The organism is Polaribacter sejongensis (genome assembly GCF_038024065.1).
GTDB lineage: Bacteria > Bacteroidota > Bacteroidia > Flavobacteriales > Flavobacteriaceae > Polaribacter > Polaribacter sejongensis.
This window is the reverse complement of record NZ_CP150667.1, coordinates 3,489,109-3,511,085: the sequence shown is the minus strand read 5'-3', so window position 1 is coordinate 3,511,085 and position 21,977 is coordinate 3,489,109. Positions and strand designations below refer to the sequence as shown.

General features: G+C 31.0%; 21 protein-coding genes. 5 read left to right on the top strand and 16 right to left on the bottom strand.

Features of this window, described 5'->3' with window-relative positions; genetic code table 11:
* Nucleotides 1–7: 7 nt before the first annotated feature.
* The 8 genes from WHD08_RS14530 to WHD08_RS14495 all read right to left on the bottom strand — a co-directional run bounded on the left by WHD08_RS14530 (nucleotide 8) and on the right by WHD08_RS14495 (nucleotide 8,991).
* Nucleotides 8–862: a hypothetical protein gene (locus WHD08_RS14530; RefSeq protein ID WP_165731931.1), complete on the bottom strand. Its 855-nt coding sequence runs from the start codon at nucleotides 860–862 to the stop codon at nucleotides 8–10.
* Nucleotides 863–951: 89 nt separating this feature from the next.
* A complete protein-coding gene (locus WHD08_RS14525; protein WP_165731929.1) occupies nucleotides 952–2,676 on the bottom strand; it encodes an OmpA family protein in 1,725 nt (574 codons plus the stop codon).
* Between the two features lie 240 nt (nucleotides 2,677–2,916).
* The gene (nqrF, locus tag WHD08_RS14520) at nucleotides 2,917–4,227 is read right to left on the bottom strand and encodes an NADH:ubiquinone reductase (Na(+)-transporting) subunit F (protein ID WP_165731927.1); all 1,311 of its coding nucleotides are present in this window, start codon (nucleotides 4,225–4,227) and stop codon (nucleotides 2,917–2,919) included.
* A 2-nt stretch (nucleotides 4,228–4,229) separates the two neighbouring features.
* Nucleotides 4,230–4,958 carry an NADH:ubiquinone reductase (Na(+)-transporting) subunit E gene (gene nqrE / locus WHD08_RS14515; protein WP_165731925.1) on the bottom strand — a complete coding sequence of 243 codons (729 nt, stop codon included), beginning with the start codon at nucleotides 4,956–4,958 and terminating at the stop codon, nucleotides 4,230–4,232.
* Between the two features lie 79 nt (nucleotides 4,959–5,037).
* Complete coding sequence (locus WHD08_RS14510; protein ID WP_165731923.1) at nucleotides 5,038–5,685, bottom strand: NADH:ubiquinone reductase (Na(+)-transporting) subunit D; 648 nt, start codon at nucleotides 5,683–5,685, stop codon at nucleotides 5,038–5,040.
* A 3-nt stretch (nucleotides 5,686–5,688) separates the two neighbouring features.
* Nucleotides 5,689–6,435: a Na(+)-translocating NADH-quinone reductase subunit C gene (locus tag WHD08_RS14505; protein WP_165731921.1), complete on the bottom strand. Its 747-nt coding sequence runs from the start codon at nucleotides 6,433–6,435 to the stop codon at nucleotides 5,689–5,691.
* Nucleotides 6,436–6,437: 2 nt separating this feature from the next.
* The gene (locus tag WHD08_RS14500) at nucleotides 6,438–7,637 is read right to left on the bottom strand and encodes an NADH:ubiquinone reductase (Na(+)-transporting) subunit B (RefSeq protein WP_165731919.1); all 1,200 of its coding nucleotides are present in this window, start codon (nucleotides 7,635–7,637) and stop codon (nucleotides 6,438–6,440) included.
* A 4-nt stretch (nucleotides 7,638–7,641) separates the two neighbouring features.
* Nucleotides 7,642–8,991 (bottom strand): Na(+)-translocating NADH-quinone reductase subunit A, encoded by a 1,350-nt coding sequence (locus WHD08_RS14495; RefSeq protein ID WP_208890328.1) that lies wholly within the window; start codon nucleotides 8,989–8,991, stop codon nucleotides 7,642–7,644.
* 204 nt (nucleotides 8,992–9,195) lie between these two features.
* Between WHD08_RS14495 and WHD08_RS14490 the strand changes: the two genes are divergently transcribed.
* Both WHD08_RS14490 and WHD08_RS14485 read left to right on the top strand, forming a co-directional pair.
* Nucleotides 9,196–10,413, top strand: coding sequence for a DUF5103 domain-containing protein (locus WHD08_RS14490; protein WP_208890329.1), 1,218 nt, complete (start codon nucleotides 9,196–9,198; stop codon nucleotides 10,411–10,413).
* Nucleotides 10,414–10,473: 60 nt separating this feature from the next.
* On the top strand, nucleotides 10,474–12,903 hold the full coding sequence (locus WHD08_RS14485; protein WP_208890330.1) for an ATP-binding protein: 2,430 nt from the start codon (nucleotides 10,474–10,476) through the stop codon (nucleotides 12,901–12,903).
* Here WHD08_RS14485 and WHD08_RS14480 read toward each other — a convergent pair.
* The 8 genes from WHD08_RS14480 to WHD08_RS14445 all read right to left on the bottom strand — a co-directional run bounded on the left by WHD08_RS14480 (nucleotide 12,896) and on the right by WHD08_RS14445 (nucleotide 17,260).
* The gene (locus WHD08_RS14480; RefSeq protein WP_165731915.1) at nucleotides 12,896–14,254 is read right to left on the bottom strand and encodes a sigma-54-dependent transcriptional regulator; all 1,359 of its coding nucleotides are present in this window, start codon (nucleotides 14,252–14,254) and stop codon (nucleotides 12,896–12,898) included. The two genes, WHD08_RS14485 and WHD08_RS14480, sit on opposite strands and share 8 nt — an antisense overlap.
* A 126-nt stretch (nucleotides 14,255–14,380) precedes the next feature.
* Nucleotides 14,381–14,743 carry a hypothetical protein gene (locus WHD08_RS14475; RefSeq protein ID WP_165731914.1) on the bottom strand — a complete coding sequence of 121 codons (363 nt, stop codon included), beginning with the start codon at nucleotides 14,741–14,743 and terminating at the stop codon, nucleotides 14,381–14,383.
* A gap of 93 nt (nucleotides 14,744–14,836) precedes the next feature.
* A complete protein-coding gene (locus WHD08_RS14470; protein ID WP_208890331.1) occupies nucleotides 14,837–15,166 on the bottom strand; it encodes a hypothetical protein in 330 nt (109 codons plus the stop codon).
* Nucleotides 15,167–15,269: 103 nt separating this feature from the next.
* Nucleotides 15,270–15,599, bottom strand: a complete 330-nt coding sequence (locus WHD08_RS14465; protein WP_165734410.1) for a hypothetical protein — start codon at nucleotides 15,597–15,599, stop codon at nucleotides 15,270–15,272.
* Between the two features lie 61 nt (nucleotides 15,600–15,660).
* Nucleotides 15,661–15,993, bottom strand: coding sequence for a hypothetical protein (locus tag WHD08_RS14460; protein WP_165734411.1), 333 nt, complete (start codon nucleotides 15,991–15,993; stop codon nucleotides 15,661–15,663).
* A gap of 78 nt (nucleotides 15,994–16,071) precedes the next feature.
* Entirely contained in the window at nucleotides 16,072–16,404 is a 333-nt protein-coding gene (locus WHD08_RS14455; RefSeq protein ID WP_208890332.1) for a hypothetical protein, read from the bottom strand.
* Between the two features lie 102 nt (nucleotides 16,405–16,506).
* Nucleotides 16,507–16,836, bottom strand: a complete 330-nt coding sequence (locus WHD08_RS14450) for a hypothetical protein (RefSeq protein ID WP_165731912.1) — start codon at nucleotides 16,834–16,836, stop codon at nucleotides 16,507–16,509.
* Between the two features lie 94 nt (nucleotides 16,837–16,930).
* Nucleotides 16,931–17,260, bottom strand: coding sequence for a hypothetical protein (locus WHD08_RS14445; RefSeq protein ID WP_208890333.1), 330 nt, complete (start codon nucleotides 17,258–17,260; stop codon nucleotides 16,931–16,933).
* Nucleotides 17,261–17,661: 401 nt separating this feature from the next.
* On the opposite strand from WHD08_RS14445, the gene apaG reads away from it, so the two are divergent.
* The 3 genes from apaG (at nucleotide 17,662) to WHD08_RS14430 (ending at nucleotide 21,976) form a co-directional block, all read left to right on the top strand.
* The gene (gene apaG, locus WHD08_RS14440) at nucleotides 17,662–18,048 is read left to right on the top strand and encodes a Co2+/Mg2+ efflux protein ApaG (RefSeq protein ID WP_165731910.1); all 387 of its coding nucleotides are present in this window, start codon (nucleotides 17,662–17,664) and stop codon (nucleotides 18,046–18,048) included.
* Nucleotides 18,049–18,206: 158 nt separating this feature from the next.
* Nucleotides 18,207–19,112 carry a DUF3667 domain-containing protein gene (locus tag WHD08_RS14435; protein ID WP_208890334.1) on the top strand — a complete coding sequence of 302 codons (906 nt, stop codon included), beginning with the start codon at nucleotides 18,207–18,209 and terminating at the stop codon, nucleotides 19,110–19,112.
* 203 nt (nucleotides 19,113–19,315) lie between these two features.
* Nucleotides 19,316–21,976, top strand: coding sequence for a chondroitinase-B domain-containing protein (locus tag WHD08_RS14430; RefSeq protein WP_208890335.1), 2,661 nt, complete (start codon nucleotides 19,316–19,318; stop codon nucleotides 21,974–21,976).
* Nucleotide 21,977 lies beyond the last annotated feature (1 nt).

Below are 21,977 nucleotides of genomic sequence, written 5' to 3'. Positions count from 1 at the left end.
AGTTTACTTATTTTTCATTATTAACACAAATATCTTCAATTAGCTTAATAATATCTGTACCTACATTGTTCAAATTTGCATTCATAAGTTTTAAACCTCCGTTATTAATATCTACTAAACTTATTTCATAATTTGATGTAGCTAATGATGAAACTAAAATCACCTGAATACCATCTAGATTTGCTTTTGCAGCAAGAGATGCCAAATACGTGTCATCAATTCCATTAGCAGTATCATCATCTCCACCTGCCACAGCATCAGTGATAATTATAGCTAGTTTAGTAATATTAGTTGTTCTCCAATTTCCTGCAAAACTATTATTTATCAGTTCATTAAATAATAAGCCTCCAGGTTCTGGTGATCCAACTCCAGAACCTAAACTTAATGCCCCATTTAGTTTTGCTAATTGATTACTAAATGAGGTTTTATTATTTGTTCCAAATTTTTCCATCATAGTTAAATACTGATCCCTTGTTGCAAATGTAGAATTTACTATTTTTTGACCTGCAGGTAAACTCACATAGTCCGTTTGGGCAGCATAAGCTGGTAAATTACCTTCTGGTTGTTCGTCAAAAATTGATAAAGAGAGTCTATAATCTCCCCCAGACTCAGTTACAATTGTACTTGCAATTGCAGCAACAGAGCTTTTAATACCTTCTATTGCTCCCCCCATACTTCCCGTATAATCAATTAAAAAAGCCACATCCATACCTTCACTACACGCAAAAGGAAATCCGTCATCTTCCACATCATATTCACAGCTTTCATCACTACCACAACTCACAAAGTTCATCATCACGAACAAGCTAAAAAGTATACTTACATATTTTAAAATTCTTCTATTTTTATATCTCGTTTTCATATTTTCTAGTTTTTTAAATGTAAGTCAAGACAGCATTTTACTGCCTTGACTTGGTTTACTAATTATCAATTAACTCAAACAAATACTTATTAAAAGCAAACTACTTTAAACTCAGTTCTTCGGTTTATTCTGTGTTCGTCATCCGTACATGGTACGTTATTAGAACATTTGGTATTCTTTAATTCACTTTCTCCTGCTCCACGGCCAACTAACCTACTTCTTGAAATGCCTTTACCAACAATATAATTTACTGTTGCATCTGCTCTTCTTTGAGATAAACTTAGATTATAACCATCACCTCCTTGGCTATCTGTGTGAGAAGACATTTCTACAGTAATACTTGGGTTGTCTTGCATTAACTTCACCACATAATCTAAATCTGGTTTTGCCGCTGGTAAAATAATTGCTTTGTCTAAATCGAAGTTTATATTGTCTAATTTAATGGCCACTCCACATGGATCTATACACATTTCAAAATCAATAAATAAAGTGCTTTCTCTATTGTAAGAATTGGTAGCCACTTCTACTTCATTAGAGAAATAACCATCTTTTTTACCATTTAAACCATACCTTGAAGCTTGTTTTAAATGAAAGATAAAATCTCCTTCTGCATCAGATAGTGTGTTTTTTTGCCCTGCTCTAAGCTTATCTTTTAAGATAATATCTACGCCTTGTATTCCGTTAGTAGAATTACATTCTACCACATTTCCTTTTAAGATGAAGTTTTCATCAGCATATACAATCACTTTTTGTATACCTGCACTTTCCTTTTTACAGTTTTTGAAATCTTCTTTTGTAATGCTTCCTTCTTCTAAAGTAACATTGTATAGTTTTCCTCTAATTACATAATTATCTTCTGGCACTTCTGTAAATACCACAACACCGTAAGAATTTGTAGTGGCTGTTTGTACAATGCTACCGTTTAAATCAGTTAATACAACATCTGTATTGGGTAACGTTTCTCCAGTAAATTTATCTTTAGCTGTTACGGTTACATTACAACCACATGTTGCACAACAATAAGGTGTGTGATTTTCACCACAAACTGGACAAGATTTTTCCTTTTTACTGAATTTGATGGTAACCCCTGCAAATAAACCAACTGATGAAATATCACAATCGCACGGTTCACTTCTTACCTTCGGATTTCCTTGATCAATATAAAATTCGCCAGCATCCTCGGTAAAGGGTTGGTAACTTGCAGAAAGCCCTCCTTCATTTAACTCTGTAACACCGAAGTGTCGCATATAATAGGCTCCTGCATTAATTCCAAAATTTTCGGATAAGAAATAAGTAAAACGAACCTGACCTTTAAATGTAAATACACTTGATGCGTTATAACCAGCATGAAAATTTAATATGTTTGCTGCTGTTGGACCTGCTAAAAGTGTTCTACCACCTTTTATAGATGCTAATCCAAAACGTGTATTAAATTCAGTTTTAAATTTACCAGAATTACTTCTTATTTGCGCATTGGGACCAATTCCATAAAACATGCGTGTAATTTTTGCTTCGGATAAGGTTGTTGGTAAAGTACTTGCAATTGTTGGATACGTACTTTCTGGCTTATTTTTGATGTAATCAAAATCCGCCCCTATACCAAACCATGTCCAGTAATAATCTAAGGAAATGCCTAAATCTAAACCACCTTTATAATCGATATAGGGTGTATTGTTATTGTAGGTCGGAAAATCGTATCCAACTCTTGGACTTAATTGTAAATAATTTTTGTCTAAAGGCTGTTGTTGGCCCATTGATAAAAATGCATTTGTAAATACAAATAGCATTAATAGTACTTTTAATAAATTTTTCATAATAGAGTTTGTTTTACAAAAAAGCATTTCTTCTTTATTGCTTCTTATCTGATTAATACAGAACAAATATTCTATTAAATTTCAATTTTTTATAGAGTGATTTTATAAACTGACGTTTTCAATCTATAAATGGTAATGATGAGGTTATATAGAGGAATATCTGTATATTTTAGAAAGTTAACCCCACAAAAAAACCGATTCATTTCTGAATCGGTTTGTAGTATTATAATTGATTGAAGTCTATCCTCCAAAGTCATCAAAACGAATGTTTTCGTCTGCAAGACCAAAATCTTCACCCATTTTCTGAACGGCATTGTTCATTAATGGTGGTCCACAGAAATACAATTCTAAATCTTCTGGTGAGTCATGCTTAGATAAATAATTATCAATTACACAATTGTGAATAAACCCAACAAAACCATCTCCAGCTTCATCATGAATATCTGTTTTCTTTGTCCAGTTATCTGCCTCAGTTGGGTCAGATAAAGCAATATAGAATTTAAAGTTTGGAAAATCTTTCTCCAATGCTCTAAAGTGTTCGATATAGAATAATTCTGCTTTAGAACGACCTCCGTACCAATATGTTACTTTTCTACCCGTTTTTAAGGTTCTGAATAAATGATATAAGTGAGAACGCATTGGTGCCATACCTGCTCCACCACCTACATATAACATTTCTGCTTCAGATTCATTAATAAAGAACTCTCCATAAGGTCCAGAAATAACACATTTATCTCCTTTTTTAAGGTTGAAAATATATGAAGATGCAATACCTGGATTAACATCCATCCAGCCACCTTTTACTCTATCAAAAGGGGGTGTTGCAATACGTACATTTAACATAATTTCTCTTCCCTCTGCTGGGTAAGAAGCCATAGAATATGCTCTTTCTACAGTTTCTGTATTTTTCATTACTAATGGACGTAAGTTAAACTTATCCCACTCACCTTCAAACTTGTCTGGTGTATCGTGCTCTTCTGGATGTGCAGTAATATCCATATCAGAATATTTTACTTCACAAGCTGGAATTTCAATTTGAATATATCCACCTGCTTTATACCCCATATCTTCTGGAATTTCAACAACAAATTCCTTAATAAATGTAGCTACATTGTAATTTCTTACAACAACTGCATCAAATTTCTTAATTCCAAAAATTTCTTCTGGAATAGAAATATCCATGTCTTGTTTTACTTTTACTTGACAAGCTAAACGAATTCCTTCTTTTAATTCTTTACGAGTAAAGTTAGGTATTTCTGTTGGCAAAGCTTCACCTCCACCAGAATTTACGTGACACTCACATTGAATACAAGTTCCACCACCTCCACATGCAGATGGTAAAAATATCTTTTCGTTTCCTAAAGTTGATAGAAGAGAACTTCCTGAACCAACTTCTATTTTACGCTCACCATTAATAGTAATTGTTACTGGACCAGATGGCGATAGTTTTTGTTTTACAAATAATAATAACGCGACCAATACCAGTGTTAATACTAAAAAAGCTGCTACTGTTGCAATTATGGTTCCTGTTGTACCTGCTGCTAATATCATATCTACTCTTGGTTTGTATTTGTGTTTTCAGCTACAATTTCTTTCGTTGCTGGTTTTACTTCTTCTTTCTTAATACTAGCTTCCGTAGCTGGTTTTTCTTCTTCTTCATCACCACCACCAGTTAACATTCCTCCAAAGCTCATAAATCCAATAGCCATTAATCCTGTAATGATAAACGTAATTCCTAAACCTCTTAATGCAGGTGGAACGTTAGAGTATCTAATTTTTTCACGAATTGCAGCAATTGCTACAATAGCTAAAAACCATCCAATTCCAGAACCAACTCCGTAAGTTAATGCTAAACCTAAAGTAGGAATTTCACGAGATTGCATAAATAAACTTCCACCTAAAATAGCACAGTTTACAGCAATTAATGGTAAGAAAATACCTAGTGAGTTGTATAATGAAGGTGAGAATTTTTCAACAATAATCTCTACCAATTGTACCATGGTTGCAATCGTTGCAATAAACATGATAAATGATAAGAAACTTAAGTCGTATTCTGCATACTCTGCACCCAACCATTTTAATGCGCCTGGTTGTAAAATATATTGATCTAATAACCAGTTTAATGGTACAGTAACTGCTAATACAAAAATTACAGCAGCTCCTAAACCAACGGCAGTAGTTACTTTTTTAGATACGGCAAGGTAAGAACACATTCCTAAGAATACTGAAAATACCATGTTATCTATAAATATCGATTTGAAAAATAATTCTATATGTTCCATATTTTTAGTTTTCAGTTTTTAGTATCAGTATTTAGTGAGCATTTTACTGCAAACTGTAACTGCTTACTGCAAACTCATTTTAATTTTCTTCTATTAATGATGTGTTTTTACTACGCTGTATCCAAATAATAATACCAACTACAATTAATGCCATTGGAGGCATAATCATAAATCCATTATTTTCGTAACCAAATGCATACAAACCTGTTTTAGTAATAGGGTCTCCTAAAACTTTAAATCCTAACAAAGTACCAGAACCTAATAATTCTCTAAAGAAACCTACAATAACTAAAATTAAACCATAACCTGCAGCATTACCAATTCCATCTAAGAAAGATTTCCAAGGTCCGTTTGCTAAAGCAAAAGCTTCAAAACGTCCCATAATAATACAGTTTGTAATAATTAACCCAACAAAAACAGAAAGTGTTTTACTCAGTTCGTAAGCAAAAGCTTTTAAAACTAAATCTACCACAATTACTAAAGCAGCAACTACAACTAGTTGTACAATAATTCTAATTTTAGATGGTATAATGTTACGCATTAATGAAATAACCACGTTTCCTACAGCCAATACTGCCATAACTGAAAACGCCATAATTAAAGATGCTTTTAATTCTGCTGTAATAGCTAAAGCAGAACAAATACCTAATACTTGTATAGTAATAGGGTTGTCATCTAATAAAGGGTCTGTAATTAATGCTGCGTCTTTTTTTGATAAAAGTCCCATAAATTATTTTTTTAAAGTTTTAAAATAAGGAATGTAAAGCTTTAACTCATCTTTAATCATTGCAGACACTCCGTTACCTGTAATTGTTGCTCCAGCGATGGCATCTACCTCATTATCCGTTTTGTCTACGTTCATTGGGTCGTTATTACCTTTTGCTACATCAACTCCTTTAAAGTTTCCATTGCTAGATAATAAGTGTTCTCCAATAAAATCATCCATAAAAAAACGTTGTTTTATGTTTGCACCTAAACCAGCAGTTTCTCCTTTATGATCAAAGTAAGCACCTTGTATAACCATGTCCTTATCTATAGAGATATAAGCCCAAATTGCATCCCAAAGTCCTTTACCTCTAATTGGTGCAATATAAAAAGTAACACCATCTTTCTCACCAATAAACAATGGTAAGCGACGCTCGTTTCCTTCTTTTGCGCTTGTTTGTTCTTTTTTAATATCAATTAAAAACGCTTTATCATCCTCAGTAACTTTATCACCTTGAATAACTAATTGTTTTTTAATGTATTTTTCAAATTCCTCTTGAGCAATATCTGTAGAAACAAAGTTTGCACTTGTTTCGTCATTATCATTTACGCCCATAGCGTACAAGATATTTTGCTGTTTTTCTATACGTTGATTCGCTGTTATGGTTGGTCTTAAAGACGAAGCCGTAAAAGCCAACATAGTACCAACAACTAATACCATTGCTACGGCAAAAATCATTGTATATGAATTACTATCTGTTCTCTTACTCATAATTAGGCAGTTTTAACTTTAGCACGTTTTAATCTTTTCTTTACATTTCCTTGTACCACATAGTGGTCTATTGTTGGAGCAAAAACATTCATTAATAAGATTGCTAAAAATACTCCTTCTGGGTACGCTGGATTAAATACACGAATCATAATTGACATAAAACCAATTAAGAAACCATAAATCCATTTCCCTTTATTTGTTTGTGATGCTGTTACAGGATCTGTAGCCATAAAAACAGCTCCAAATGCTAAACCTCCAATCATTAAGTGTTCCCACCAAACCGTATTCATTAATCCATAAAAAGAACTAGATTCTGTAATAATATCTGCGGCTACAATTTGATTAAAAATTAATCCCATAACGGCTGCTCCTATAAATGTAGAAACAATTATTCTCCAACTTCCAATCTTAGTAAAGATTAAGAAAGCAGCTCCTAAAAGGATTAATAATGTAGATGTTTCTCCAACAGAACCAGGAATGAATCCCATGAACTTATCAAAATTAGAATAAATTACTTCACTGTTTTGAGCGTAACTACCTAAAATAGTTTCACCAGAAATTGCATCTGCAGTTCCTGCTCTATTTACAGCATCGTGTACCCAAACTTTATCTCCAGACATCCATGTTGGATATGCGAAAAACAAGAAAGCTCTAATGGTTAAAGCAGGGTTTAAGATGTTCATTCCTGTACCACCAAAAACTTCTTTACCTATTACTACACCAAAAACAACGGCAACAGCTAACATCCATAACGGTGTATCAACTGGTACAATTAATGGTACTAACATACCTGTTACTAAGTATCCTTCTTCTACTTCATGACCTTTAATGATCGCAAAAATAAATTCTACTCCAAGACCAACTCCGTAAGAAACAATTACTAGTGGTAATACTTTTAAGATTCCAATCCAAAGATTATCTAACGTAAAAAAGTTAGCTAATACATCTGCTCTTAAAGAACCATCTATTGCTGCATAGTGTTGATAACCTGCATTAAACATTCCAAAAAGCAAACAAGGAACTAAAGCCATAATTACCGTATTCATGGTACGCTTTAAATCGTCTGCTGCTTTTATATGAGTTCCTCCGTGAGTAACATCATTTGGTAAATATAAAAAGGTATGGATTGCATTAAATGCAGGTGCCATTTTGGTTCCTTTATATTTCTCTTTTAAATTATGTAAATTTTGTTTTAAGCCCATAATCTTATCCTAATTCTTCTCTCATTAAATCTAAACCTTCACGTATTATTTTCTGGTGAGGTTGTTTAGATACACAAATAAATTCTGTTAGTGCAAAATCTTCTGGAGCTACTTCGTAACCTCCTAAAGCTTCCATTTCATCTAAATCTTTATACATACATGCTTTTAACAATTGCATTGGATAAATATCTAAAGGAAAAACATTTTCGTAAGAACCTGTTACAACAAATGCTCTATGCTCTCCGTTTGTGTTTGTATTTAAATCGTATTTTTTCTTTGGTGTTAGCCAAGAAAAAGTTAATGCTCTAGATGTAGATATTTTATTAAAAACTGGTTTGTTCCAACCAAATAATTCATAATCATCTCCTTCTGGAATTGCAGTAATCTGATTGTCATAATACCCTAGAGAATCTGCTTCTTTTACTTGCTTTCCAGAAAGTACGTTTCCACTAATAATTCTTGTATTATCATTTACTAAATTCCCAGCAGTAACATCTGCAATAGTTGCTCCTGCAATAACAGTTACATATTGTGGATTGCTAAATTTAGAACCTGTTAAAGCTACCGTTCTAGTTGCATTATACTTACCTGTTAAAAGTAATTCTCCAATAACAATTAAGTCTTGTGGTGTAACTACCCAAACAACTTCTCCTTTGTTAATAGGATCTATATTTGCAATTAAAGTACTCACATTCCCAGAAGGATGCGGACCAGAAACCTTATGTAATTCTATTCCTTTTATGTTAGCTAAAGGTGAGTTAGAATTGGCTCCTACAGAAACATGCACTTTACCTTCAGTAAGTTTAGAAACCGCTGTAATTGCTGCTTGCAATTCGGCTTCTTTACCTGCTAAAGTAAAATCTAAATCTGCTGCTAAAGGCGCACTTGCATACCCAGAAACAAAAATAGCTTTAGGTGCTTGGTTTGGATTTGCAACAACATCAAAAGGACGTTGTTTTACAAATGGCCAACAACCAGAAGCAAATAAATGATTCTTAACTTCTTCTGCAGACATTTTATCTGCATCTTTAGCCCCGAAATCTTTATATTCTTGTGTTGTGTCTGCAGAAATTTTAACTGCTAATACTTTTCTTCTTGCTCCACGTATAACCTCTACTACTTTACCAGAAACAGGACTAGGAAATAAAATGCGTTCGTCACTTTTTGAATAAAAAAGTACTTCTCCTGCTTTTACTTCTGCTCCTTCTTTGGCAACAAGTTTAGGTGTAATTCCGTGAAAGTCTTCTGGCTTAACCGCATAAATACTACTTAAAGAAACCTCTTTAGTCGTTTTTTCTGCAGCGCCAATAAGCTTAATATCTAAGCCTTTTTTAATACGAATGTCTTTTGACATAGTAAATTGGAATTGTTAGTTATCTTAAAAAATCAAGCAAATTTAGGCTTTTTGCTATGTATGAGTGAAACATTTTAACTTTTATCTTAGTTAAATATTCTTATTTATAATTAATCTAAATAATAAGAATAAATGAAAACGTTTTAGTTATAAATTTTGGCTTAAATATTGATAATTAAAACAAATGAACACTATTTTTGTAACATGTATAAAAAGCTTCTAATCACTGTTTCAATCCTATTTTGCCTAAACTCTTTTTCGCAAAACATAAAATCTATTCAGTTAAGACCATTGCAAGAAAACAACTTTTCTGCCATTGTTCCTTTAGGCACTGTATTAGAATTATCTTTTGATGATTTAGATGCAGATAGTAAAGATTATCAATACAAAATAGAACACATGACGCATGATTGGGAACCTAGCAGAATGTCTTCTAGCCAATACATTAATGGTTTTGACCAAAATACCATTATAGAAGTAACCAATTCTTTTAACACATTACAAAGTTACTCCCATTACTCTGTACAAATACCGAATGTAAATACCGTAATTACCAAAAGTGGAAACTACCTTTTATCTGTTTTAAATAGTTATGACGAGCTTATGTTTACAAGACGTTTTGTTTTATACGAAAATGCCACAACAGTTGGTGTATCCGTAGAAAGAAGTAGAAATACAAAAACATTAAACACACAACAAACGGTTCAGTTTTCTATAACGCATCCAAACATACAGATAAACAACCCTAGCCAAGAAATAAATGTTGTCATTCTAAAAAATAATAATTGGAATGAAAAAATAACAGACTTACAACCTACGTTTTTTAAACCTAATCAATTATTATATACGTACACCAACAAAACTAATTTTTGGGGAGGAAATGAGTACCTCAATTTCGATAATAAAATTATTAGAAATAATAGTTTAAACGTAGTTAAAGTTATAAAGGAAGATGTTTTTCATCATTATTTATATCCTTATACATTTAATCAATTTAACGAATACAAATACAACCCAGATATTAACGGACAATTTGTGGTTAGAACTATAGAAGCAGATGATTCTAGAACGGAAGCTGATTATGCAATGATGCACTTTTCTGTTTTAGCTGATGAACCTATTGCTAATAAAGATCTTTATGTTTACGGTGCTTTTAATGATTTTAATATTACAGAAGAAAACAGAATGGAGTATAATTCTAAGGAAAAATACTATGCTGCAAATATGCTTTTAAAACAAGGTTTTTATAATTACACTTTTGTTACTTTAGATACTAATGGAAATGTAAATACAAATGATATATTGGGCACATTTTATGAAACCGAAAATGAATACACTGTAATTGTTTATTACAAACCTTTTGGTAGTTTTTATGAACGTGTAATTGGTATAGGAACTGGTTATTTCAATCAGAATAGGTAAACAAAATATTGCTTTTTTTATAAAATTAGCATGCTTTAAAAAATATTACACTCTTACTTTATGAAATCATTAAAAAAGAATATTACTTTTAAAGTTATAATAGGCTACATCATACTTGGTCTTTTAGCAACTATTGCTGGTTTTTTAGTGCTTTCTGAACTAAAAACATTTACACAATTACAAAAACAAGATATCTCCGACAGAAACGTAATTGTTAGAACAGGAACTTTAATAGCTCACATATACAAAAATGAAAGTATCGCTAGAGCTGCACTACAGTTAAATTCTCCAACAAAATTTAATGAATACTTAGAAGAAAATAAAAAATTAGTATCAAAAATTGACTCACTGAGCCTTATTGTTACTAACAATTCTCAAGAGTTTATTTTAGATAGTATAAAATTAATTATTGATAAAAAATTGAAAAACATTATAGATTTAAAAGATCTAAATACCAACTATGATTCTAACAAACCTATAACTGAAGCCATAAATAAATTAGGTTCTATAGATTCTTTACTTTTAAAAATTACCATAAATGATTTTATTAAAAATCCTTTATATTTTGATAACGGAACGAGTTCTAAATTAGAAAATTTTGCACTGGCTCTAAACCAATATGTACCAAAAGATTCTATTAATAATATTGAACAAAAGCAAATAGATTCGTTAGTTTCTATTTCTAGAAAAATGCTAAAAGAGGCTCAAAACAAAAACAATAGCCAGCGTTTTTATCTAAGAAAAAAACAAAATGAACTTATAAATAATGATTTAACAATTTCTAGAAAGCTACAAGAGTTGTTAGAAAACCTTGAAAAAGACATCCTTTTCTATACTACTAATATGGATAAGCAACGAGAAGCAACATTAAACCAGAGTAGAAAAATTATCTTATTTGCTGCCGGCATTAGTTTTATCATCATTATTATTTTTTCTATAATTATTTTAAGTGATTTCTGGAAAACCCAGCGCTATCGTTTACAATTAGAAAAGGCGAATAGCACCACACAGTCACTTTTAAAAAGTAGAGAGCAGTTAATTTCTATGGTAAGCCATGATTTAAGAACTCCGCTAAGTACTATTTCTGGTTTTAGTGAATTACTTCAAAAATCGACAGAGAACACAAAAGACAAAAATTATTTAGACCATATACGAAGCGCATCAACATATATGGGGCAGTTAGTAAATGATCTTTTAGAATTCTCTAAACTAGAAAATGGCCATATCGCTATAGAATCTATTCCTTTTAACCTAGAGAATTATATTAATGAGATTATTCTAAATTCGAAAAACATCATTCAAGACAAACCCGTACGCTTTGTGGTAAAACAAGACGATTCTATTAACAGTCTTATTATTAGTGATCCATTTCGAATTAAGCAGATTTTATATAATTTAATTGTAAATGCATGTAAATTTACAAACGAAGGCACCATTACTATTCAAAGTTCTATAAAGCAACAAGATCATAAGAGCACCTTAGAAATTTTAATTATAGATACTGGAATCGGGATTAGTAAAGACAAAAAAGCAACTATTTTTAATGCCTTTAATCAGGCAGAAAATGCAAGCGACAACAATTTAAAAGGTTTTGGTTTGGGGTTAACCATCTCTAAAAAACTAGTTGAACTTTTAGGCGGAAAACTAACCCTAGATAGCAAACTAAATATAGGAAGTACTTTTACCTTAAAAATACCGGTAAAATTGTCTGACAAACCAATTATAAAAACTAAAGAAATTAAAAAGACAACTACCGCTTTTAACTTAACCGCTGTTGTTGTAGAAGATGATGCTTCTGTCCGCCTACTTTTAAATGATTTTTTAAAACAATTTAATATTGAAGTATACACATTTGAGAATGCACAAAATGCGATTAATGCTATAGATGAAATTTCATATGATTTTGTAATCACAGATATTCAACTTCCAAAGATGAATGGAATTCATTTTATGGAAATCCTTAAAAATCATAAACTTTATAAAAATCAACCGATTATTGCCATGACCGGACGTGCAAATATTTCTAGAGAGGAGTATTTAAAAATTGGCTTTGCAGAAGTGTTGATAAAACCATTTAACTCCAACCAGCTTCAAGATGTTTTACATCGTTTTTTTAAGTCGAGTAGTATACCAATTAAAACCAAAGTAGTAGAAAGTACAGAAAAAGCAACTGTAGGTTTTAGTATCAAATCTTTACAATCTTTTTTAGGTAATGATATTGCTTCCATAAAAAACACCTTACAAATTTTTTTAGAAGACACTAAAAAGAATAGCTTAACACTAATAAAAGCCAAAGAAGAGGCTGATATTAAGACGCTAAATGAAATAAGCCACAAGATGCTTAGTATGTTTAAACAGCTAGAGGTAAAAGTCGTAATTCCTTATTTAGAAGTATTTGAAACTACAACAACTATTGATAAAACCAAATTTATTGATTTTGAGAAACAGTTAAATAATTTTATAAAAACTTTAGAAGAGTACCTTAATTAAGGTCATACTCTTTCATTTTATTATAAAGTGTTTTTCTAGTAACATTTAATAATTTTGCTGCTTGAGTCTTATTATTTCCTGCTTCTTCTAGCGCACTAATAATAAGTACTTTTTCATTTTCTTTTGTAGAAAATTTATTTGATGAAACGGTGTTTTCTTTTACTTTAGTTAATTCACTTGGTAAAACATCTACATCAATAACTTCTGTTTTTGTTAATAAAGTAGCTCTTTTAATCACATTAGACAATTCTCTTAAGTTACCAGGCCACTGATAATTCTGAAAAATAGTTAATACTTTTTTAGAAAAACCAATTACAGATTTATTCAACTGTTTGTTTGCCTTGTTTAAAAAGAAATCTGCATATAAGATTAAATCGTCTTTTCTATCTTTTAAATTAGGGACTTTTATAGAGAATTCATTTAAACGATGGTACAAATCTTCTCTAAAATCACCTTTTTCAACCGCCAAAAGCAAATCTTCATTTGTTGCGGTAATCAAACGAATATCAACATTAATTTCTTTACTACTTCCAACCGGTTTAATTCTTCTTTCTTGCAAAGCACGTAACAGTTGTATTTGATTTTCATAAGACAAATTACCTACTTCATCTAAAAAAAGAGTCCCTCCATTTGCAGATTCAAAATGCCCAATCTTATCCTCATTAGCACCTGTAAAAGAACCTTTTTTATGTCCGAAAAACTCACTAGAAGCTATTTCCCTAGGTATTGCACCGCAATCTACCGCTATAAATGGTTTGTTATGCCTAGGACTCTGTAAATGAATTGTTTTTGCAACCACCTCTTTTCCTGTACCACTTTCACCTGTAACCAGCACAGACATATTAATAGGAGCTACAAGAGAGATATACTCATCAAGAACTTTAGAAGAACTACTAATACCTTTTACAAAACCAGTATCTGTATTACTATTTTCTTTTTCTTGCTTCGCCTCTTTTTGCTGTTTTTGTTGATGTTCGGCAGCATCATCTGCTTTTTCTTCTAAAGCATTGCTAATAACTTCTAAGACCTCAGTTGGGTTAAAAGGTTTCGAAATATAATCAAAAGCTCCTTGTTTCATTGCTTGTACAGCTGTAGAAACCTCTGCATAACTAGTCATTAAAACTACCGGAGTAGCCTTTTTACTAAGTTTTATTTGCTTTAACAAGGCAATTCCATCACCATCAGGAAGACGTAAATCTGTAAAAACTAAATCGTAATTCTTCTTTTCTAACTGTTGTAAAGCATTTTTTATATTATAACTCACCTCTACAACATACTTATGTCGTTTAAGAAACTGCTTCAACATTTCTGAAAATGCTACATCATCTTCAACTAATAAAATCTCCTTCATAAAGCTTATACATTTGTTACAAAAATATCAAGATAAATTGATTGTAATCAAAAAAAAAGACATTTTAATTAAAAAATGTCTTTCTCTTCCGAAAAATTGAGTTTAAAAAATATTTAAACCTTTTTACTACTCAGTTTTTTCTTCACTAAAATCCCCTTCTTCTTTTGCTGTTATAATGTCTGTACCTTTTAACCAGTTACCTTCTTTATCTAAATAAACTACACCTTTTGTTCCATCTGCAGTAAGTTCAATCTTGTATTGCTCACTATCATTTAGATACGCTTTAACAACAGTGGCTGTAGAAAAATCTCTTGAAATTGAGGTAGAAACCGCTTCTGGTAATTCCTTTATTTCAATTTCTTTAAAATCGTCGTTGGTTGCTACCATCACAATTTCGTCTACATTGTTGGTGTTGATATCGTTTGCTGCAAATACTGTTGCTCCACTTGTTAAAACTGCTACAGTTAATGTTAAAACTAATTTTCTCATGATTTTATATTTTTGATTATTTTATGATTGAATGTGTGATAATTAAAGATCCCTTAGACCTATAATTGTGTTACTTTTTTTTATGAATCAGAATTACTCTACTACTACAACATCAGATTCTTCTAACCAATTTCCATCTTTATCAGCGTAAACTACACTTTCAGTTCCATCAGTAGTCAATTCTATTTTATACTGCTCACTGCCGTTTACATAAGCTTTTACAACAGTAGCTGTTGGAAAATCTTTTAAAATTGCGTTAGAAACTGCTTCTGGTAATTCTTCTAATGTAATTTCTTTAAAATCTTCATTGCTTACTACAACTACAATTTCGTCTACATTATTGGTGTTGATATCGTTTGCTGCAAATACTGTTGCTCCACTTGTTAAAACTGCTACGGTTAATGTTAAAACTAATTTTCTCATGATTTTATATTTTTATATTTTTAATTATTTTATGATTGAATGTGTGATAATTAAAGATCCCTTAGGCCTATAATTGTGTTACTTTTTTTTTATGAATCGAACTTTACTCTACTACTACAACATCAGATTCTTCTAACCAATTTCCATCTTTATCAGCGTAAACAACGCTTTCAGTTCCATCAGTAGTCAATTCTATTTTATATTGCTCACTGCCGTTTACGTACGCTTTTACAACAGTAGCTGTTGGAAAATCTTTTAAGACTGCGTTAGAAACTGCTTCTGGTAATTCTTCTAATGTAATTTCTTTAAAATCGTCATTACTTACTACAACTACAATTTCGTCTACATTGTTAGTATTGATATCGTTTGCTGCAAATACTGTTGCTCCACTTGTTAAAGCTGCTACGGTTAATGTTAAAACTAATTTTCTCATGATTTTATATTTTTATATTATTAATTATTTTATGATTGAATATTTTCTAGACGAATACAGTCTATTGTTCCCCTGTTACAACATCGGCTTCTTCTAACCAATTTCCTTCTTTATCTGCATAAACTACCTTTTCTTCTCCATCTAAAGTAAGTTCAAATTTATATTGCTCACTTCCGTTTACATATGCTTTAATAGCTGTTGCTGTTCCAAAATCTTTTACAATTGCGCTAGAAACCGCTGCTGGTAATTCTTTTACGCTAATTTCTTTAAAATCGTCATTACTTACTACAACTACAATTTCGTCTACATTATTGGTATTGATATCGTTTGCTGCAAATACTGTTGCTCCACTTGTTAAAACTGCTACGGTTAATGTTAAAACTAATTTTCTCATGATTTTATATTTTTTATATTATTAATTATTTTATGATTGAATATTTTATGATTGAATATTTTTCTAGACGAATACAGTCTATTGTTCCGCTGTTACAACATCGGCTTCTTCTAACCAATTCCCTTCTTTATCTGCATAAACTACCTTTTCTTCTCCATTTAAAGTAAGTTCAAATTTATATTGCTCACTTCCGTTTACATATGCTTTTATAGCTGTTGCTGTTCCAAAATCTTTTACAATTGCACTAGAAACCGCTGCTGGTAATTCTTTTACGCTAATTTCTTTAAAATCGTCATTGGTTACTACAACTACAATTTCATCTACATTGTTTGTATTGATATTGTTGGCTGCAAATACTGATACTCCACTTGTTAAAAGTGCTACGGTTACTGTTAAAACTAATTTTCTCATGGTTATATGTTTTTTAAATTATTAATTACTTTAAGATTTACTATTTATAAACTAAAGATCCTAAGACCTACAACTACTTTACTTTTATAGACTATTATAACTTTACTCCTTTACTACAACATCACCTTCTTCTATCCAATTTCCATCTTTGTCTGCATAAACTACAGCGTCAGTTTCATCAATAGTAAGATCAATTTTATATTGCTCGCTACCATTTACATATAGTTTGTTAACTGTAGCTGATGGAAAGTTTTTCATAATTGCATTAGAAACTGCTTCTGGTAATTCCTTTGCTGAAATTTCTTTAAAATCATCATTGGTTACTACAACAACAATTTCATCTGCATTGTTAATATTGATATTGTTTGCTGCAAATACTGATACTCCACTTGTTAAAAGTGCTACGGTTACTGTTAAAATTAATTTTCTCATGATTGTATGTTTTTAATTATTTATAATTTGATATTTTAAAATTTGTAATTAAAGATCCTTATACCTGTAACTACTTTGTAACAATATTGTAATCTTATTCAGTTACTACAACATCACCCTCTTTTAACCAATTACCTTCTTTGTCTACATAAACTACACTTTCAGTTTCATCAATAGTAAGTTCAATTTTATATTGCTCACTTTCGTTTACATATGCTTTACCAACAACAGCCGTTGCATAATCTTTTAAAATTGCATTACCTACTGCTTCTGGCAAATCTTCTAAAGCAACTTCTTTAAAGTCTTCATTAATTGTCATTACAATTACTTCATCAGAATGATTACTATTGTTAATGTTTGCTGCTGAGATTGAAACTCCACTTGATAAAATTGCTACTGCTACTGTAAAAATTAATTTTTTCATGATATAAGTTTTTAAGGTTGTTATTATTTCTGATTAGTATATAGAAATAAATATGCCATGTAGAATCACCTTGCAACAATCACTAGTAAAACACTGAAAAACAATTACTTAATATTTAAACACTTTTATACCACTTTAATTAATCCGTGTAAAACATGTGTAATTAATAGTGTAAATGAGTAAACTTTACACAATTTGAGATAGAAGAGCATCCATAATAAGAAAATGTATTACACAAAAAACTAAAAAGAATAACAGAGTAGCTCCTATCTAGGAATATTTAGATTTTATAAAAGTTGTTTATGAGAAAACCAATCATATATGTACTATAATTGAAAAAAACATAAATCAGATTAAAAATCATTTGTAATTTAAAATCAAAAAAACTACATTTACTATCAATGATAAACCAAATTACAAAAGGCATAAAAATTTCTGTTGATACTAAATACAAAGGCACAAATTATAGAAACAACAGACTGCACCACATTTTTGGGTATATAATTACTATTGAAAATAAATCTACCGAAACTGTAAAACTAACAGATCGATTTTGGACAATTTTTGATACACTTAATAACACAGAAATTGTAAGTGGAGAAGGTGTTGTAGGACAAACACCAACTTTAAAACCAAACGACATATATAAGTATGGTTCTGGTTGTTTCTTAGAATCCAACATTGGGGCTATGAAAGGGTTTTATACCATGATAAACCTAGAAACTTTTGAACAATTTAAAGTAATTATACCAACCTTTCAACTCACCACCCAATCAACATTAAACTAACCAAATCTAAAAAGAAAACAATTATTATAAAAGACCCTGCATGTTTAAACTGTGGGCATCCTTTTAGTGGACATGAAAAATTTTGTCCAGATTGTGGCCAGGAGAATAAAGGAAATAGAATTACTTTTTACAGCTTTATTCATCATTTATTTAATGGCTTGTTTAATTTTGATGCTAAATTTTGGAAAACATTAATCCCACTTTTAATAAGACCTGGAGAAGTTTCTAAAAATTACATTGCAGGGAAAAGACAACGCTATTCTAACCCTTTTAAATTCTACTTAACTGTTTCTGTTATCTTCTTTTTAATTATAGGTATTACAGATAGCTATAACGATTTTAATAATTTTAGAAATGGAAAAAACCCGAACAATACGGATATTTTTAATGCTATAAACCTCAATTTAAAAGAAGATCAAAAAAAGGATTCTATCTTAAATTTAAAAGAAACAGATTCCACATTAACCGCTATTAAAGATACTATTTCTAAAATGCCATTCCTTAAAGTTGGTGGCAAAGAAATAAAAATAGTTAAAATGCTGAAGTTTCAAAAACAGCACCCTAACCTGTATGTAGATGATGCTTTAGATAGTTTAAAAATAGATAAAAGTTTTTCAAATAAATTTTGGTATTCTAGGTCTCAGTTAATAAATACTATTTATACAGATAGCACAGTTTCCAAAAAGTTAAAAAAGCAATTTCTTTCTTACTCTTCAATTGCGTTATTTATACTATTACCCTTATTTACACTCTTTTTAAAATTTATTTACATACGAAGTAAGTTTACCTATGTAGAACATTTAATATTTGTTTTCCATACGCAAACCCTCTTTTTCTTGCTACTTTCAATTTTTTATATTCTAAACATCTTTATAGAAACAGACAGTTATACAGGTTTATTTTTATTGCTTTTTTTATTGTATTTATTTTTAGCAATGAAAAACTTCTACGAACAAAGCTTTATTAAAACATTATTTAAATACGTATTTGCAAATGTTTTATTTATGATTTTTACTTCACTAGGCGTTGTTTTTATTTCCTTTATTGCTTTTGCATTATTTTAGATCTAAATGTTACATTTTCTATAAAAATCCTTTAAGCTTTATACTTTTGTATAAAGTTTCTTCAGCAAATTCCCTTTCTTCTTAACAATTAATCATTAATACCCTCACACAAAACAAACGTCTTGTTTTCAGATGTTTAATTCACTACATTTGGTTTACCAAACTGGTTTACCAAATATTATTAATATTAAACAGCAATTAACATGAACAAAAAGTATTTTTTAGCAGCACTACTTTTATTAATCACACAAATTTCTACCTCCCAGACGACGTATAACATTGACGATCCGGAAGACGTAAGAAATGTACTCTACGAAGCCGGAGATGTCATTATTTTAAAAAATGGAACTTATGATACAGACGAAAGAATAAGGTTTCTGGGATCTGGTACTGCAGAAAACCCTGTTACTTTAAGAGCTGAAACTCCTGGTGGTGTAATTTTTACCAGAGGACCTAGATTAACTATCGGCGGTGAAACAGAAGACGGTGTAAAAGTTGCTACTGGTGAATATCTAGTAGTAGATGGTTTTCATTGGAAAGGAGGTTACGGAGCTAGTAACTTTATAGAATTTAGAAATGGTTACGACCTTGCGCATCATAGTACAATTCAGAACTGTGTAATTGATGGTTTACAGATAGAACCAGATGATCTTGCTGATGATATAGAAGATGGATCGATTACAAAACATAGATGGATCGTTTTATTCGGAACTTATAATACCGTAATTAATTGTTCTTTTTTTAATAAATCTAGTGCAGGTGCAATTGTATTAGCAGAGTACGCCTATAATGCTTGGGCACCTCCTTATGATGAACCAGAAGACGGTGAACCAGATAATGGGTTTGAATCCATAAATACTCGTTGTGATTTAGTAGGACATAAAATTATGAATAACTATTTCTATAATTTTGAAAAAATGGATGCTAGTAAAAGTAATGCTGGAGATAGTGAAACGATTCGTATTGGTACCAGTGAATATCAAAATATAAATAGTGGCGCTATTGTTAGTAATAACTATTTTGTACAAGCCGATGGTGAAAATGAAATTATTACAAATAAAAGTAAAAACAATACGTACACAAACAATACATTTAGAAGATCTAGAGGCTCGTTAGTACTTAGACATGGCTCTAATGCAACTGTAGATGGCAATTACTTTTTAGGAGAAGGAGTTGACGGTACTGGTGGAATTAGAATAACAGATAGCGACCATACAATTACCAACAACTATATTCAAGATTGTGTTACAGTTCTTGATCAAGCTAAATGGAATAATGGAATAACATTTATAGGAGGATCTGATAATAACTCTGTTGATTGTACTGCTACAGGTGTATCTAATGGATACCAAAAAACTGAAAATATTATTGTTTCTAATAATTCAATTGTAAATACAAATGCTCCTTTATTTTATAACACAGATAAAGGATCGACAGATCCAACAGGAACAGTTTCAAATAACTTAATTTATTTCGCGGCTAATAACCCGAATATAACAAATCTTATTTCTGGCGACACTGAAACTTCTTACACAAATTTAGGTACAAAATTAACCTACACCGGAAACGTATATACAGGTACAAGTTTAGGCGAAACCAATGAAGGTTTTTCTGAAGAAACAGGAGTTACAGCTACAACAGATGGCGAGATTTTTAAGTTTTCAGGAACAGGTGCTGATGGAAAAGGAGCTGATATGGGAGCTTATAGACCAGCAACAGATGATATGGTTGGACATGGAATTGGGGCTTGTTTTGCTGATAATTTAGGAAATAATATTCTTGATGGTGATTGTACAATTGAGGTAATTGAATCTTTAACAGTAAGTAGCATGCCTTCATTTACTGCAGCCGCAGGAAGCAATGATGTTTCTGTAAATGCGAACGTTAGCTGGACAGCAGTATCTAATAATGATTGGATTTCTATTGATATTACTTCTGGTAGCGGCAACGCCACTGTTTCCGTTACAGTAACAAAAAACACAGAAACTACAAACAGAACCGGTTCGGTAACTTTTACACAAGATGCTGGAGGAGATGATATTGTAAGAACTTTAAATATTACGCAAGAAGGTGCAGATTTAACGGATTTGTACAAGTTAATCAATACAGGAACCGGATTAGCTACAGATAAAGTAACCATACATTCTTTTTCTAAAGAAAATAGCTCTAAAAGTGAGTTTGCTACTAATTCCTTAGACAAAGATTTAGATACAGAATGGACCGCAGATGACGGTAGTATTATCTCTGGAGATTACAAAGGTGATGGAGAATATGTTATTTACGATTTAGGAAGTTCACAAACTTTAAATTTAATTCAGTTTAACACCACCAATAAATCAGACGCATTTGGATTTCAAATATACGTCTCTAACACAGGAACAGATGCTGATGATTTTTCTAAGATACTACCTACTTCAGGTGATTTACTGTTAACAGCTATAAGCACTACAGAATTTAATCAATATCAAGTAAGTACAGAAGCGCGTTATGTTAAATTAGTAGGTTTCGGACGATTTAATAGTACTGCAGATAAAAGAGAAAGTGCTTGGACAGCCATTACGGAAATAGAGTTTTATGGTTCTTCTAATTTAGGAATAAATGATTTTTCTTCAGCAGAAGAGCTAGGTTTAGAGTTTTATCCAAACCCTATCACTAATAATATGTTATACATCAATAGAGCTTCAACAGATTTTAACACAGTTAAAGTATACTCTATTTTAGGAACTAAAATTTTAGAAACTAAATTAGAAAACAATAATGCTATAGGTAAGGTAGATGTATCTTCTTTAAATGCAGGTTTGTATTTTATTGAAGTAAATAACGGAAAACAAAAAGCAGTTAAAAAAATACTAATTGCAAAATAAT

Bases quoted from the DNA above. Each gene is read 5' to 3' on its own strand.
- WHD08_RS14445 (WP_208890333.1), bottom strand. From the start codon at position 17,260: ATGAAAAAATTAATTTTTACAGTAGCAGTAGCAATTTTATCAAGTGGA.
- nqrE (WP_165731925.1), bottom strand. From the start codon at position 4,958: ATGGAACATATAGAATTATTTTTCAAATCGATATTTATAGATAACATG.
- WHD08_RS14455 (WP_208890332.1), bottom strand. From the start codon at position 16,404: ATGAGAAAATTAGTTTTAACAGTAACCGTAGCACTTTTAACAAGTGGA.
- WHD08_RS14460 (WP_165734411.1), bottom strand. From the start codon at position 15,993: ATGAGAAAATTAGTTTTAACATTAACCGTAGCAGTTTTAACAAGTGGA.
- WHD08_RS14490 (WP_208890329.1), top strand. From the start codon at position 9,196: ATGTATAAAAAGCTTCTAATCACTGTTTCAATCCTATTTTGCCTAAAC.
- WHD08_RS14525 (WP_165731929.1), bottom strand. From the start codon at position 2,676: ATGAAAAATTTATTAAAAGTACTATTAATGCTATTTGTATTTACAAAT.
- WHD08_RS14465 (WP_165734410.1), bottom strand. From the start codon at position 15,599: ATGAGAAAATTAGTTTTAACATTAACCGTAGCAGCTTTAACAAGTGGA.
- WHD08_RS14495 (WP_208890328.1), bottom strand. From the start codon at position 8,991: ATGTCAAAAGACATTCGTATTAAAAAAGGCTTAGATATTAAGCTTATT.
- WHD08_RS14475 (WP_165731914.1), bottom strand. From the start codon at position 14,743: ATGAGAAAATTAGTTTTAACATTAACTGTAGCAGTTTTAACAAGTGGA.
- WHD08_RS14485 (WP_208890330.1), top strand. From the start codon at position 10,474: ATGAAATCATTAAAAAAGAATATTACTTTTAAAGTTATAATAGGCTAC.
- WHD08_RS14510 (WP_165731923.1), bottom strand. From the start codon at position 5,685: ATGGGACTTTTATCAAAAAAAGACGCAGCATTAATTACAGACCCTTTA.
- WHD08_RS14430 (WP_208890335.1), top strand. From the start codon at position 19,316: ATGAACAAAAAGTATTTTTTAGCAGCACTACTTTTATTAATCACACAA.
- WHD08_RS14530 (WP_165731931.1), bottom strand. From the start codon at position 862: ATGAAAACGAGATATAAAAATAGAAGAATTTTAAAATATGTAAGTATA.
- WHD08_RS14500 (WP_165731919.1), bottom strand. From the start codon at position 7,637: ATGGGCTTAAAACAAAATTTACATAATTTAAAAGAGAAATATAAAGGA.
- nqrF (WP_165731927.1), bottom strand. From the start codon at position 4,227: ATGATATTAGCAGCAGGTACAACAGGAACCATAATTGCAACAGTAGCA.
- WHD08_RS14505 (WP_165731921.1), bottom strand. From the start codon at position 6,435: ATGAGTAAGAGAACAGATAGTAATTCATATACAATGATTTTTGCCGTA.
- WHD08_RS14470 (WP_208890331.1), bottom strand. From the start codon at position 15,166: ATGAGAAAATTAGTTTTAACATTAACCGTAGCAGTTTTAACAAGTGGA.
- WHD08_RS14480 (WP_165731915.1), bottom strand. From the start codon at position 14,254: ATGAAGGAGATTTTATTAGTTGAAGATGATGTAGCATTTTCAGAAATG.
- apaG (WP_165731910.1), top strand. From the start codon at position 17,662: ATGATAAACCAAATTACAAAAGGCATAAAAATTTCTGTTGATACTAAA.
- WHD08_RS14450 (WP_165731912.1), bottom strand. From the start codon at position 16,836: ATGAGAAAATTAATTTTAACAGTAACCGTAGCACTTTTAACAAGTGGA.